The following is a 14,429-nucleotide window of genomic DNA, read 5'->3' as shown; positions in this document are numbered from 1 at the left end:
TCAAGGAGCTTATAATGGATCTTTCCGCACTGACTGCTATCTCACCGGTAGACGGGCGTTATGGTAGTAAAACCGCCGAACTTCGGGGGATATTCAGCGAGTACGGTCTTACCAAGTATCGTGTTCAGGTCGAAATCAACTGGCTGAAGCTGCTTTCCAGCTGCCCTGAAATCGAAGAAGTCCCGCCCTTCAGTGAAGAGGCTCTGGCATTACTGGACAATATTCGCGACAACTTCAGCGAAGCCGATGCCCTGAGAGTCAAAACCATCGAAGCCACCACCAACCATGACGTCAAGGCGGTGGAATACTTCATCAAGGAAAAAATCGCCGACAATGCCGAGCTGGCAGCCATAGGCGAGTTCGTGCACTTTGCCTGCACCAGTGAAGACATCAACAACCTGTCCCACGGCCTGATGCTGACCGAAGCCCGTGAACAGGTACTGCTGCCATACTGCCAGAAACTGGTCGATGCCGTTAAAGAGCTGGCCAGACGTTACAAGACTGTGCCTCTGATGTCCCGTACTCATGGCCAACCCGCCTCGCCTTCGACTCTGGGTAAAGAGATGGCCAACGTGGCCGTACGTCTCGAACGCCAACTCAAACAAATTGAAGCGGTTGAGATCATGGGTAAGATCAACGGCGCCGTGGGTAACTACAACGCCCACCTGTCCGCCTACCCAGAAGTTAACTGGCATGAGCTGTCACAGCGCTTTGTCACCAGCCTCGGCCTGAACTGGAACCCCTACACCACTCAGATTGAACCGCACGACTATATTGCCGAGCTGTTCGATGCCGTGGCCCGTTTCAATACCGTGCTGATTGATTTTGACCGTGATATCTGGGGTTATATCGCCCTGGGTCACTTCAAGCAGAAGACAGTGGCCGGTGAAATCGGCTCATCCACCATGCCGCACAAGGTTAACCCTATCGATTTTGAAAACTCGGAAGGTAACCTGGGCATAGCCAACGCCTTGATGCAGCATCTGGCCAGCAAACTGCCGGTTTCCCGCTGGCAACGGGATCTGACCGACTCCACAGTACTGCGTAACCTGGGTGTGGGTATCGCCCACTCGCTGATCGCCTACCAGGCCACACTCAAGGGTGTCAGTAAACTGGAAGTCAACGTGGCGCACCTGCGCGATGAACTGGATCACAACTGGGAAGTGCTGGCCGAGCCGGTACAGACAGTCATGCGCCGCTATGGCATCGAAAAGCCTTACGAGAAGCTCAAGGAGCTGACCCGTGGCAAGCGTATCGATGGTCAGCAGCTTGCAGCCTTTATCGACGGTCTGGAACTACCGGAGAGTGTGAAGCACGAACTCAAGCAACTGACGCCGGCCAACTACATAGGCCGCGCCGAAGCCTTTGTTGATGATTTGAACTGATAGCCTCTTGGCTGTCACGGGCGGTACTGGTTTCCAGTACCGCCTTTTTTCGCCCCGGGGTTTATGCCGTTGCAAGCGGGATAACTGGCTTGCCATTGAAACGGTTTAAGGATTGGATAACAGATGACGAACACTTACCAGCTGACTCTAGACAGCAACGCCTTTGTTAAAGAGGTATGGCAGCAACAACCCAAGGTGATCAGACAAGCCTTCAAGGACTTTGTCGATCCTATCGCCGCCGATGAGCTGGCGGGCCTCGCCTGCGAAGAGGAGATCTCCTCACGGGTGGTAATCACCAAAGAGCAGGACTGGGAAGTGATCTCAGGCCCATTTGAAGACTATGACAAGTTCGGTGAAAAAAACTGGCAACTGCTGGTGCAGGCCGTCAACCACTGGTATCCGGACTCACAAGCTCTGGTGGAAGCCTTCCGTTTCCTGCCGGACTGGCGCTTTGATGACCTAATGGTGTCCTTTGCCACGCCGGGTGGTGGTGTCGGCCCCCATATCGACAACTATGATGTCTTTATCATTCAAGGCGAGGGGCGCAGGCGCTGGACAGTGGGTGCCAAGGGTCAATACGCCAAGCGTGGCAACAATCCCAATACCCCTTTGATTGAAGACTTTGAGCCCATCATAGATACAGTGCTGGAGCCCGGCGACATGCTGTATATACCGCCCGGTTTCCCCCACAGGGGCGAAACCCTGACCCTGGCACTGTCCTACTCAATAGGCTTCCGGGCACCGAGTCAGCAAGAACTTATCAGCGAAATGGCCGACTTTATGCTTGATCAGGATCTCGGCCACAAACGCTTCACTTCGGGTGAAGAAGCCGGGCAACCGGCGCTGATCGCCAAGAGCCAGCAACAGGGGATGATGGCGCTGCTGAAAGAGCTGACTGAAAACCCTGACTATTATCAGGGTATGCTGGGCAAATTGTTGAGTCAGAACCGCTTTGAGCTGGATATTTGCCAGGGTGAGCCTATGAGTACCGAGGAGCTCAGAGAAGCCGCGGCCGAAGGCGCTGTATTCAAGCGCATAGGTGGGCTTAAAATTCTCATGCTGGAAGAGGACCCCAACTGCCGACTGTTTATCAATGGGGAAGCTTTTGAATTACCGCAAGGCAGTGAAGAGCAGGCGCAGCTTATTGCCAATCGCACCAGCATCAGCGGTGAAGATCTCGAATCATTGCTGAACTATGAAGTGATAGCTGCGCTGCTGTGCAACCTGCTTGAAAAAGGCTACTTCTACCTCAGTGAAGAATGAGATTGAGTCAGTCTTTCTGTACTGAATAAAATATCAGTCCTAATCCCGGCTCATAAGAGTAGCATTCTCAACCAATAAACCAGCAGAATGCTACTCACTCTTGATGGGGTTGATATTGACTCTATCCCTGGCAATCTCTATCGGTCTGTTATTTTCAGCCCCACTCTTGCTATAAAAAACCTGTTGCCAAGCGCAAAAAACTCTGGTTTTCAAGGAAAATCAGAGTGTCAAACCAGTGAAACAAATCCTCTTTACCCTACATCTACTTATACAAAGCAACAGCCTAGGCTAAGTTACTGAAAGAGGAAACTATGTCAGAACAACAGGTGACAGGAACCGTTAAATGGTTCAACGATGAAAAGGGCTTTGGTTTTCTAACCCAGGAAAACGCCGCCGATGTGTTCGTCCACTACCGCGCCATTCAAGGCAGCGGCCGCCGCACTCTGAAAGAGGGTGAGAAGGTCAGCTTCAGCGTGACTGAAGGCCAAAAGGGGCTGCAGGCAGAAAACGTAGTGCGGTTAAAATAGCTGACGGATAAAGTAAAGGGACGGCAGATGCCGTCCCTCTTGTTAGGCGATATCGCCATCAAGGTGCGAGACGATTGATCTCCCATCCGTCATCTGTGCGGCTGTAGAGGAATCTGTCGTGCAGCCTGTGCTCACCGCCCTGCCAGAATTCCACACTGGAAGGCACTATGCGGTAGCCGCCCCAAAACTTGGGCAAGGGGACTTCGCCCTTGGCAAACTTGGCCTTCATCTCGGCAAACTTACTCTCGAGTGCCTGACGGGCGCTAAGCTTGCTCGACTGTTTCGAGACCCAGGCCGCTATCTGGCTGTCTTTCGGACGGCTGACAAAGTACTTGAATACCTCTGTAGCAGACAGGGCTTCGGCTACCCCTGTCACGGCCACCTGGCGCTCCAGCGGATGCCAGGGAAACAGTAAACTAACCTTGGCATTGACGGCAATCTGCTGCGCCTTACGGCTTTCCAGATTGGTAAAGAATACAAATCCTTGCTGATCAAAACGCTTCAGCAAGACTATCCGCTGAAACGGTTGGCCGGTTTCATCCACTGTGGCCACCACCATGGCGGTAGGATCTGTCAAAGGTGCATCCTTGGCCTGCGCCATCCAGCGCTCAAACTGCGCCATGGGCTCGGTGGCCAGATCGGCGCGCCTGAGGCCGCCCCGGGTGTATTCACGGCGAATATCACTCAAATCTGTCATTGTCTATCCTTGTCCCTGAACCGGGCGCAATGCCCCAGCGAAAGAAAAGCCAACGACAAGCGTTGGCTTAACGTGAAGCGGCTTACTTGACTTTGCCCTGGCACAAGGCCCAGACATGCAGCATTTCCAGGCCCAGAGTCGCGCCCGCCAGCGCGGTAATGTCGGCGCTATCGTAAGCAGGTGCCACTTCAACCACATCCATACCCACTATGTTGAGGCCCTTGAGACCACGGATAATCTTCAGCGCCTTGTCACTGGTGAGACCACCGCATACCGGAGTACCGGTTCCCGGCGCGAAGGCAGGATCCAGGCAATCGATATCGAAAGTCACATACAAAGGCATATCGCCAACCCGAGCCTTGATCTGCGCCACGATTTCATCGGCGGTCATATCATTGGCCATGGCGGCATCAATCACCTGAAAACCGTGGCCTTCTTTGGTGTATTCGGTGCGGATCCCCACCTGCACAGAATGGGCCGGATCGATCAAGCCTTCGTTAGGGGCGTGATAGAACATGGTGCCATGGTCAAACTTACTGCCTTCACTGTAAGTGTCGGTGTGGGCATCGAAGTGCAGCAGCGCCATCTTGCCAAACTGTTTGTGGTGCGCACGAAGCAACGGCAGGGTTACAAAGTGATCACCGCCAAAGCTCAGCAGTGTCTTACCGGAGGCCAGAACTTTGCTGGCAAAGTTTTCAGTGCGCTCGGTAAAATCGGCGGCATCACCACAATTAAATACCAGATCGCCGGCGTCCACTATCTTGATATATTCGCTGAGGCTGAAATCCCAAGGCCAACGCTTCTCTTCCCAGGCCAGATTGGTCGAGGCATTGCGGATAGCTCCGGGCCCCATACGGCCACCGCTGCGGCCGGTAACGGCCATATCGAAAGGCAAACCTATTACCACCACATCCGCATCGCTTTCTAGCGGTTTGAAATCCAGTGGCTGACGCAAATAACCAAACGCATTTGAATAAAGCGAGTAATCAGGTTTATCTGCTAAAGTGGTCATAAATACTCCAAAACTTGGCTAATGCCGATATTTACATGGACTCAGGGATCAGCACTTCGTGGCACATCTGCTGATAATGACTGAAGCTGACATTATAACCCTGCTCCAGGGACAAAGAGCAACTTCCCAAACATAAATGTTCCGGGTAACCACGGGTATCCAACTGGGCGTTGAAGCCGATGACATCCCAGCTGCCGGGATTGAGAATAGCCAGCAAACGGGCGAAGATATCTATCGGTTGTGCGGCGAGATCCAGATTGGTCTCGAAGCTGACATAAGAGCTGCTTTCCTGGGGCGTGATATGAATAGTCATATACTCTTTGCCGCGAATGCCGTTGATGGAATAACCAAAGGGCTCAAACAGAAAGTCATCAAACTGGAATCCGGGCAGCATCTCTTCCAGTGCCAGCAGTTGCCTAACCCCTTCGCAGCTTTGGTTATCGGAGCGCAAGTAGTCAGCCGCTTCACCACGAATGTGATACATCAACAGCTCACTGGTGGCATCACTGCTCTCGGCGCTGAAAGCCTTGTCGCTGCAAAACAGATAATGGTGATGAGAATCCAGATGGCCGATACGATACGCCACGCCGGACAGCTTCTCTCTCAACGCCTGTAAGTCCTGCTCAAAAGAGCTGGCCTGCAGGTGCGACAGATATTCGTTTTTGCGCTGAAAAGTCGCAAAGGCTATCGCCTCTTCACCGAGGGAGTCGATAAAATGCAGAGTCGAGCGCGCCAGAGTGGTGGTACCACAGGTCAACATTAAAAATCTGTCGTCCCAAACAAACAGGCTCGACTCGCTGAGCAGATAGGCATCGCAATAATCATTGCTGACGGAAGAGAGGATTTCTGCATTGGCCTTGGCCACCATCTCTTCCCAGAAGGGCTTTCCCAGTGAGCGCAGCGAAGGCGTAGCCGGCGTCACTATCACTTCAATTTTTTTTTCTGAACCTTCAAAAAACATCTTTTATCTCTACTTGTTGCAGGCCCCGAAGGGCCTGCTGAATGCACCGACCTTATGAAAAATCTTCCAGATAGGTATAACCCTTAAGACCCAATTGCAGCTCTTCAAGGATCGAGGTGCGTTCGTCTTCGGCAATATGCTGATTCACCAGCTCTTCGTAGGTGCGCATAAAGGATACGGCATCCAGGTTCACATAGCGCAGTACATCGGCCACTGTGTCACCGGACAGCACAGACTCTATGTTGGCCAGGCCGCTTTCATCGAGACGCACCACAGCCGAGTTGGTATCACCGAACAGGTTATGCATGTCACCGAGGATCTCCTGATAAGCCCCCACCAGGAAGAAACCGATAAGATACGGGCTCTCGGCACTCCAGGCAGGAACCGGCAGTGTGGTTTCGATCCCCTGCCCGTCCACATACTGATCCACCATACCGTCCGAGTCACAGGTGATGTCCAGCATCACGGCGCGGCGCTCAGGTGCGGTATCCAACCCGGTCAGCGGCAACACAGGGAACACCTGATCTATACCCCAGGCATCCGGCAGCGACTGGAACAGCGAGAAGTTAACGAAGAACTTGTCAGCCAATTTCTCATTGAGTTCATCAATGATGGGTCTGTGATAACGGTTCTTGTTGTTCATCAATCCCTGCAGCTCGTGACAGACACGCAGGTTGGTCTGCTCCGCCCAGGCGCGCTCTTCCAGGCTAAGTTGCCCCAGAGCAAACAGAGCGTGAGCTTCGGCCAGATCCGATTGGGTATCGTGGAAAATCTCAATCAAGGCGCGGGAATCGGCGCGGCCGCGGATATCGCTCCAGGACTGCCACATATTGTGCAGCAGCTGTGGGGCATCCTCTGCCGGTGGCTGGATATTCTCAGGAGAATATGCCTCGGTACCGATAACATCCGTGATAAGCACGGCGTGGTGCGCCGTCAGGAAGCGGCCGGACTCAGAAATAATTCTCGGCACCGGCTGCTCGTACTCGGCGCAGACATCACTCAGAGCGCTGACGATATTGTTGGCGTATTCGCTCAGGCCGTAGTTCATTGAGTTATTGCTTTGGCTGCGGGTACCGTCATAATCCACCGCCAGGCCGCCGCCCACGTCGAAACAGTTGACCTTGGCCCCCAGTTTTCTCAGCTCACAATAGAAGCGCGCCGCCTCACCCACACCATGGCGAATATCGCGAATATTGGCGATTTGTGAACCCAGGTGGAAGTGCAGCAACTGCAGCGAATCCAGCATGTCGGCACTCTTGAGCTCGTTGACCACCCGCAGCACCTGCGCAGCAGACAGACCAAACTTGGACTTTTCACCGCCACTGGCCTGCCACTTACCCTTGCCCTGGAACGCCAGACGTGCGCGTAGCCCCAGACGCGGAGTAACCCCAAGCTCGCGGGACTCCTGCAGTACCATCTTGAGCTCGGACATCTTCTCCAGCACTATGTAGACCTTGTGGCCCAGCTTTTCGCCTATCAGGGCCAGGCGGATATATTCTTTATCCTTGTAGCCGTTACAGACTATGACTGAGCTAGCCTTTTGTGCCATGGCCAGTACCGCCATCAGCTCAGGCTTACTGCCGGCTTCAAGCCCAAGTTGCGGTGCTTCTTTGCTGACCTGGCTGGCGAGGATTTCCTCAACCACTGTCTGCTGCTGGTTCACCTTGATGGGATAAACCAGCAGATAATCTTCGCTGTACTCGTACTTTTGAATCGCCTGATTAAAGGCTTGGCACAGGCTATCGACCCTGTGGTGCAAAATCTGCGGGAAACGGACCAGCACAGGCAGGTTAACACCGGCCTTCACCATGTCTTTGGCTAGCTCGTTCAAGCCGATTTTGCTGTCCGGATTCAAAGGGTTCGGTGACACTGTCACCTCACCCTGATCGCTTATTCCGTAAAATCCCTGGCTCCAGTATGCGACATTGTAGCCGACGCGGGCATCGTCAATAGACCAATCACTCATATTCGTTAGCCTGTTATCAAAAAATGGGTTATGCGGTAACCGTCATCGCTGACGCGACCGCCTGTTCGACAAACGCCGGCAGCGCAAAGCTTGCCTGATGGATAGCCGGCGTGTAATAACGGGTGGTAATACCGGCCCGCTCAAAACGCTCTTCGAGAGTCGCCAGGCTATGCTGACGCGCCTCAAGATCATCGGTTGCCCAGGCAAAGGCCATGCTGCCACCCACATAGGTAGGCACGGCCGCCATATAGAACCGACACTCTTTCACATAAGAGCTCATGCGTCTGACGGTATTTTGCACTTCATCCAGCTGCATAAAAGGCACGCCGTTCTGAGCGACAAAAATCCCATTTTCATTGAGACAACGCTTACAGCCCTCGTAAAAGTCGGAACTGAACAGCACCTCTCCCGGACCAAGGGGATCTGTGCAGTCAGAGATAATCACATCAAATTTTTGCTGTGATTGCCTAACATAATCCATCCCGTCGCTGATCACCAAGTTGACTCTGGGGTCATCATAGGCGCCTTGGGAATGGTTTGGGAAATAGCTTTTACACATTTCCACCACGGCGGCATCAATCTCCACCATGGTAATGGATTCAATCTGTTTGTGTTTGACCACTTCCCGCAGCATGCCACCGTCACCGCCGCCTATAATAAGCACCCGCTTGACGTCGCCGTGGGCCAGAATAGGCACATGGGTCAACATTTCGTGATAGACAAACTCATCTTTCTCTGTGGTCTGGATGGCACCATTGAGCGCCATGACCCGTCCCATAGCGGCATTTTCAAAAATGCTCAGGTGCCACTGTTCAGTCTTTTGCTCGAACAGCACCTTTTCCACCTCAAAATACTGTCCGTATGCCGGATGCAGTGTCTCGTAGTAAATATTCTTGGCTTGCATTTAACCTAAAACTCTTGGTGTTGAATGTAAGGGTGGACAAATAACCCGTCCTCGGCGATTCAAAAATGAATGCCGAGTCAATGTATCGTCGTAGATGGACGACGGGCTCAGTTGGGACTATTGGCCTGTTCGCGGCCGGAATTGATGCGGATTAACGTGAGATGTTTCAAGCCGGTATTGTCATAGCTGACAATGGTTGAAAACCTGTTTTGTGGCACTTGGCGAACCAGTGCGGAAAATGAATGGCTGTGCATTAGCTAAAACCCTCTTAACCCCGTGTAAATGGTGCTTTGTTCATTTACACGGTTAATGACTCGTGAACCATAATAACCCTGTTACTCACGTTTGCCTGTCAGGACTGAATGTACCTTCAAAACGGCGCAATTAAACCTTGCTGTGCCCCATAATGCAAGCACGAATCACAGTTTATCCAAGGCTTTGAAATATAAACTACAGTTGCGATATTCACCCATGCCATTTAAGCGAGTTTTTTTCGATTTATATCAATAAATTGAGCTTTGAAAGCTGATTTTATCTGTTCAAGATTTTTTAAATACTCAGACTCTCCATTTTGATCGCCAGATACCGCTTCGGGCACTGAGTTTGATTCAATGCAGCCCCCTTGGGGAACACGAGGGTGAAAACTCACCCTCAAACAAAGGTTTGTTATCGTGAAGCCTGGCGATTCAAGCAAAAATCGCAGCAGCTAAAAACGCCACCCAATTTAGCGAATTAATCAAAGGTCATTTCCGGCGCTGATTCACCGCAATGCAGTCAGCCCACCGTCTTGGCGCGGATCTCCTCAATAGTCACCCCAGGCGCGCGCTCCAGCAGATGAAAGCCACCAACCATGATTGGCGGCCTGGGCCGTGGTACCGAAAAAGCCCAGGAGGTACAGTAGACGCCGAGTGTCAGGCTGTAAAACAGTGCCCGAAAACGTTTGGGGTTATATTTATCCGCCCACCAGGCGATGATAAACAACAGCCCGAGATACAAGAGTGCCAGCAGGCTGACAGACCAAATAGAGAACATAGGCAAAGGTTTTTATTTTCAGCTTAACCAGCTGTGCTGCAAAAAGCAGCGCTAACTTTAGTCTTATTCAAACTTAGGGAAGTCTGACTTCAACAGGCCCCGGCATGCCTTCAGTCAGATGCCTTGAGCGCCAATTGCTGTGCAAGCCACACCCTACAAAAGAGAAGGCCACGAGGACTTATTCGCACCTCCCTAACAAAAGGCACGGGCATAGGTGAGCGCAATCCGTTATAATCCGCCGCAGCTGAAAAAAAGTTAATCAGGTTCAAAAACAGATGGCAGAAATAGGTCAAAGTTGCACCCTGGAAGTGGTCAAACAGGTTGATTTCGGGGTTTACCTCAACGCTCATGAGTTGGGACAGGTGTTATTACCCAATAAAGTGGTGCCCAAGGGTTGTCAGGTGGGCGACAAGGTGGAGGTATTCCTCTATCTGGACTCCAACGACATGCCTATCGCAACCACTAAAAAGCCCCTGGCTCAGGTGGGTGAGTTTGCTTATCTCAAGGTGGTTTCCATTGGTCGGGTCGGTGCCTTCCTCGATTGGGGACTGGAAAAAGATCTGCTGCTGCCCTTCGGTGAGCAGCATAAGCAGGCCGAAGAGGGCCGCAGTTACCTGGTCTATGTTCACCGTAACCGCGCCGACGAGCGGATTGTCGCTTCGTCCAAAATCGATAAGTTTGTCGATAAGAGCCCGGCTTGGTACAAGAATGGTCAACAGGTTGACCTTATCATTGCAGGTACTACAGATCTCGGCTATAAGGCGATAGTCAACAACAAGCATTGGGGCGTCATCTATCAAAATGAGGTGTTCCGTAAGCTGAAGTTTGGCCAAAAGCTCAAGGGTTATATCAAACAGGTGCGTCACGACAACAAACTGGATCTGACCCTGCAAAAGGCCGACCGTCAGGAGTTGGATCAGCAATCACAGCGGATTATGAAGAAACTAACTCAGGCCGGCGGTTTCCTGCCCTACAGCGACAAGACCTCGCCCGAGGTGATCTACGCAGAGCTTGGCATGAGCAAGAAAGCCTTCAAGAAAGCCATCGGCGGCCTGTTCAAGGCCGGAAAACTGCGCATCGAAGATGACGGTATCCACGCCAATAATTGAACAAAGAACTGAACCAAGAATTGAGCAAAAATAACGCGCCTGCTCTATTTAGGGCAGGCGCAGCCGAGGAAAACCGCGACATCGGCTCAAGGCTCTGATATAACTCAAAAACACTGAGTAAAATGTCGGTCAGTTGGCCGACATCTGCCTTGAATGGAACTGTCAATTATGTTGCAACTCAATGCCATCGAAGCCAGAGTGATTGGCTGCCTGCTGGAAAAAGAAGTCACCACTCCGGATCTCTATCCCCTGTCTCTCAATTCACTGACCCAAGCCTGCAATCAAAAAACCAGCCGCGATCCCGTGATGGAACTGAGCGAGTCTGAAGTGCAGCAAGCCTTGGACAGCCTGAGTAAAAAACGTCTACTGAGTGAGCAATCCGGCTTTGGCAGCCGGGTCATTAAATACCGCCACAGATTCTGTAACACAGAATTTGGCGAGCTGCAGTTTTCCCCCGCAGAGCTGGCAATAGTGTGTTTGTTGCTGCTGCGCGGCGCTCAAACCGCAGGTGAACTCAGAAGCCGGGCTCAACGGCTGTTTGAATTTGACGGCCTGCCACAAGTGGAGCAAACCCTGCTGGCGCTGAAAGACAAAGGCTTTATCCGCCAACTGCCCAGGGAGCCGGGAAAACGTGAGATACGCTTTGCCGAGAACTTCACAGAAAATGATGGTGTATCTGAAGGTTACGGCGGCGCAGATACCACTCAGATTGCCAATCAAGCTACAGCTCACCATGAAGGTGAACGCGAAAGAGAGTGCGAAAGAGAGTGCGAAAGTGAGCCTGAAACGGCAAGCCAGAGCCGGATAGCCTTGCTTGAACAAGAACTGGCGACAATGAAGCAAGAGCTGGCTTTACTAAAACAGGCATTGGCCGAGCTTAAGACGCAACTGGCACAATAAGCCTTCAAAGACGACAGCTACTGCTTGAAATAGCGGCCAGGCGTGGCCTGCCTGCCCTCATGGTGTTAGGCTGACGTCTTATCGGCAACCCAGTGTTTGCCCCGGTCGCCGCAAGGACTCCTTATTTGGAGCAAAACAAGGAACCACATGACAACTGCAACTCACAGCACTCATCCCGGAGGGCTGAAAAACGCCCTGCAACTCGCGGGATTTGAACTCTATAAACTCATTTTCCACCGCCGTGGCACCCTGGCGATGATAGCTTTCGCCCTGGTGTGGCTGCTGATCCTTGCCTATCCGGTCCGAAGTGCCGCCAGCTTTCTGCTGAACCCGGACTTCAAGCATTTTGTTACCGGCGCCTTCGGTGAAGGCACTCTGGATCAACTGTTTGCCTGGCCGGTTGCCGAGCAAGCCGTCTATTGGGTCATCAGTCTCTACCTGTTCCCCATGTTCAGCATTCTTATCTGCGGCGATCAGTTCGCCTCGGACAAAAACCGCGGCACACTACGCTTTCTCTGCCTGCGTTCGGGCCGCGATGCCCTCTTCTTCGGCCGCTTCCTCGGCATGATGTTGATCCAATTGCTGTTGGTTGCCATCACAGTCATAGCAACCGTAGTTTTGGCCATGAGCCGGGATATGGCGTTGGTGCTACCCGCGCTGACTTCCGGCTTGATGATGACACTCAATCTGGTATTGATCCTGCTGCCCTACACCGCCCTGATGGCGCTGTTCTCACTCTGGGCCAGCTCCGCCAGACTGGCCAGCGTATTTGCGGTGCTTTTCTTTGCCGCCATGATGATAGTAATGGCGGTTATCAATGCTCAGCTGCCCATGCTCTCTTTCATCGGTTATCTGGTGCCCGGCGCACAGATAGATACCATGCTCAATGCCCAGCCGCTAACAGCGCTGTCAAGTGCCTGGTTGCCACTGCTGCAAACCATTGGATTATTAGCGATAGGCCGCACCATGATGCAGCGAGGTGATCTATGAGTCTTATCAACTGTAAAGGCCTGAGCAAACTCTACGGCAGCAAGCGGGCATTGGATAGCGTCGACTTGCAACTGGAGCCCGGTAGTCCCATCGCCCTGGTCGGCCCAAACGGTGCCGGCAAGACCACATTGATGAGCCTGTTGCTGGGTTATATACGTCCAAGTAGTGGTGAAATCACTGTGATGGGACAGCGCCCGGGCAGCACCGGACTTTTGGGACAGGTCTCGGCCCTGCCCCAGGACGCCGCCCTGGATCCCGGCTTCAGCCTGCTGACTCAATTCAGCCTGTTTGCCCGCATGCAGGGTATGGGCGCCGAAGCCGCCAAGGCTGAATCCCTGCGGGTATTGGCGCTGGTAGGCCTTGAGGAGGTCGCCAATCAAAAACCCAACTCTCTAAGTCATGGTATGGGAAAACGCGCCGCGATTGCTCAGGCGCTGATAGGCAACCCCAAGCTGGTACTGCTGGATGAACCCACGGCCGGACTGGATCCCGCCAACGCCCGCAAAATTCGTGAGTTGGTAGAATCCCTGAGCGCAGATACCACCTTTATTATCAGCTCCCACAATCTGGATGAACTGGAAAAGCTTTGTGACAGAGTGCTGTATCTGGACAAAGGTAAACTGGGCCAGTCTGTCACCATGCAGCAAAGCAGCGCCGAAGCCTATCTGACGCTGCAGATGCAACACTGTGATCAGGAAAAACTGCTGGAAGCACTCTACGCCCTCGAAGGCGTTTACGAGATCTCGGCCAAGGGCAAACAAAACTACCTTATCCGTTACCAACCGGAGAAGGACACCTTGGATATTGAACTGCTGCAGCTACTTAAGCAAAATGGCTGGCAATATCGCAGCCTGATGCGAGGCCGCACACTGGAAGATACCTTGTTCGACGGCGTAGCCTGACGCCTTTGAACTTAGAAGCTCTCTTTGATAAACAACAACCCAGCGTAAGCTGGGTTGTTGTTTTAGTGGTCTTACAAAATAGCAGCCTCTGGCACAACGCTTTACACGCTAGATCCCCACATCTGCCACGGCACTTTCTCTCTTCCGCAGAAGAACTGCTCAGGGAAGGAAACAACAGTCTGCCAAAGCTACCGGCGTCACTATGACTATCAGAAGTTCATCGTCAAAGTCGAGAGTGAGAAATTGATTGCGACATCACCCCCAGAGCTTATCGTCCGCTTGGATCTTGTACAGACTCTCGGCTCTGGAGACCAACAACTGGGCAAACTTGGCCTGGGTTGGGTCTTTGGTTGCACCGGATTGCACTAAGTTTTCGGCCTTAAGTTGCCAGGTTAGCGAAAAGTGACGCAAGGCTTCACGAGCAGTGGCCGCTACGCTCACATCAACATAGTCGGAAGGCAAGTCACCGGACATCACCCAATAGGTCTTGTGGCTGGGCTGTTTGGATTCGATTTTCCACATGGCTACATAAGGCGCCAGATAGCGGCTTTCGGCCGGTAGCACTTTGCTTGGGATCACCCCTTTCTCTGCAAGAAATTTATTGGCTTTCTGGAACTGTTCACGCACCCACGCCTGGCGCAAGGCTTCCTGCTGTTCGGCATTGGGCGGTGTACTTGTCTGTTCAGTCATAAACTTTCCTTTCTTCTTGTTTGTTTTTATTGTGTTTTTATATTCTGTATCTGTTCAACTAAGCCTCTGGCCGACTTTTTCAGTACCACTC

The 14,429-nt window shown here is 52.4% G+C and carries 14 protein-coding genes; 7 read left to right on the top strand and 7 right to left on the bottom strand.

All coding sequences use genetic code 11. From position 1 onward, the window contains the following. Positions 1-14: 14 nt before the first annotated feature. The 3 genes from purB (at position 15) to SIL79_RS14950 (ending at position 3,175) form a co-directional block, all read left to right on the top strand. On the top strand, positions 15-1,385 hold the full coding sequence (purB, locus tag SIL79_RS14960) for an adenylosuccinate lyase (RefSeq protein ID WP_319619431.1): 1,371 nt from the start codon (positions 15-17) through the stop codon (positions 1,383-1,385). Between the two features lie 123 nt (positions 1,386-1,508). Further along, a complete protein-coding gene (locus SIL79_RS14955; RefSeq protein ID WP_071475867.1) occupies positions 1,509-2,648 on the top strand; it encodes a ribosomal protein uL16 3-hydroxylase in 1,140 nt (379 codons plus the stop codon). 311 nt (positions 2,649-2,959) lie between these two features. Beyond that, on the top strand, positions 2,960-3,175 hold the full coding sequence (locus SIL79_RS14950; RefSeq protein ID WP_025009621.1) for a cold-shock protein: 216 nt from the start codon (positions 2,960-2,962) through the stop codon (positions 3,173-3,175). Between the two features lie 58 nt (positions 3,176-3,233). Here the strand turns inward: SIL79_RS14950 and pdxH are convergent, their stop codons facing one another. From pdxH to SIL79_RS14920, 6 genes are all read right to left on the bottom strand, one after another. Beyond that, entirely contained in the window at positions 3,234-3,872 is a 639-nt protein-coding gene (gene pdxH / locus SIL79_RS14945; protein ID WP_071475868.1) for a pyridoxamine 5'-phosphate oxidase, read from the bottom strand. A gap of 82 nt (positions 3,873-3,954) precedes the next feature. Next, a complete protein-coding gene (gene speB / locus SIL79_RS14940) occupies positions 3,955-4,884 on the bottom strand; it encodes an agmatinase (RefSeq protein ID WP_039033398.1) in 930 nt (309 codons plus the stop codon). Between the two features lie 31 nt (positions 4,885-4,915). Next, entirely contained in the window at positions 4,916-5,845 is a 930-nt protein-coding gene (locus SIL79_RS14935) for an adenosylmethionine decarboxylase (RefSeq protein WP_039033399.1), read from the bottom strand. Positions 5,846-5,897: 52 nt separating this feature from the next. Next, positions 5,898-7,811, bottom strand: coding sequence for a biosynthetic arginine decarboxylase (gene speA, locus SIL79_RS14930; protein ID WP_039033400.1), 1,914 nt, complete (start codon positions 7,809-7,811; stop codon positions 5,898-5,900). A gap of 28 nt (positions 7,812-7,839) precedes the next feature. Beyond that, a complete protein-coding gene (gene speE, locus SIL79_RS14925; protein WP_028779304.1) occupies positions 7,840-8,715 on the bottom strand; it encodes a polyamine aminopropyltransferase in 876 nt (291 codons plus the stop codon). 774 nt (positions 8,716-9,489) lie between these two features. Beyond that, complete coding sequence (locus SIL79_RS14920) at positions 9,490-9,747, bottom strand: hypothetical protein (RefSeq protein ID WP_039033401.1); 258 nt, start codon at positions 9,745-9,747, stop codon at positions 9,490-9,492. Between the two features lie 275 nt (positions 9,748-10,022). On the opposite strand from SIL79_RS14920, the gene SIL79_RS14915 reads away from it, so the two are divergent. The 4 genes from SIL79_RS14915 (at position 10,023) to SIL79_RS14900 (ending at position 13,648) form a co-directional block, all read left to right on the top strand. After that, positions 10,023-10,856, top strand: coding sequence for a CvfB family protein (locus SIL79_RS14915; protein WP_234500792.1), 834 nt, complete (start codon positions 10,023-10,025; stop codon positions 10,854-10,856). A gap of 171 nt (positions 10,857-11,027) precedes the next feature. Then, positions 11,028-11,756, top strand: a complete 729-nt coding sequence (locus SIL79_RS14910; protein WP_234500822.1) for a YceH family protein — start codon at positions 11,028-11,030, stop codon at positions 11,754-11,756. 147 nt (positions 11,757-11,903) lie between these two features. Next, on the top strand, positions 11,904-12,746 hold the full coding sequence (locus SIL79_RS14905) for an ABC transporter permease subunit (RefSeq protein ID WP_234500791.1): 843 nt from the start codon (positions 11,904-11,906) through the stop codon (positions 12,744-12,746). Further along, the gene (locus tag SIL79_RS14900; protein ID WP_071475870.1) at positions 12,743-13,648 is read left to right on the top strand and encodes an ABC transporter ATP-binding protein; all 906 of its coding nucleotides are present in this window, start codon (positions 12,743-12,745) and stop codon (positions 13,646-13,648) included. The genes SIL79_RS14905 and SIL79_RS14900 overlap by 4 nt, the downstream gene beginning before the upstream one ends. A gap of 255 nt (positions 13,649-13,903) precedes the next feature. Here SIL79_RS14900 and SIL79_RS14895 read toward each other — a convergent pair whose 3' ends face one another. Further along, on the bottom strand, positions 13,904-14,338 hold the full coding sequence (locus SIL79_RS14895; protein ID WP_039033405.1) for a DUF4826 family protein: 435 nt from the start codon (positions 14,336-14,338) through the stop codon (positions 13,904-13,906). Between the last annotated feature and the right edge of the window lie 91 nt (positions 14,339-14,429).

This window comes from Shewanella indica (genome assembly GCF_033842865.1).
GTDB classification, from domain to species: Bacteria; Pseudomonadota; Gammaproteobacteria; order Enterobacterales; family Shewanellaceae; genus Shewanella; species Shewanella indica.
This window is presented reverse-complemented; position numbering and strand designations above follow the sequence as displayed.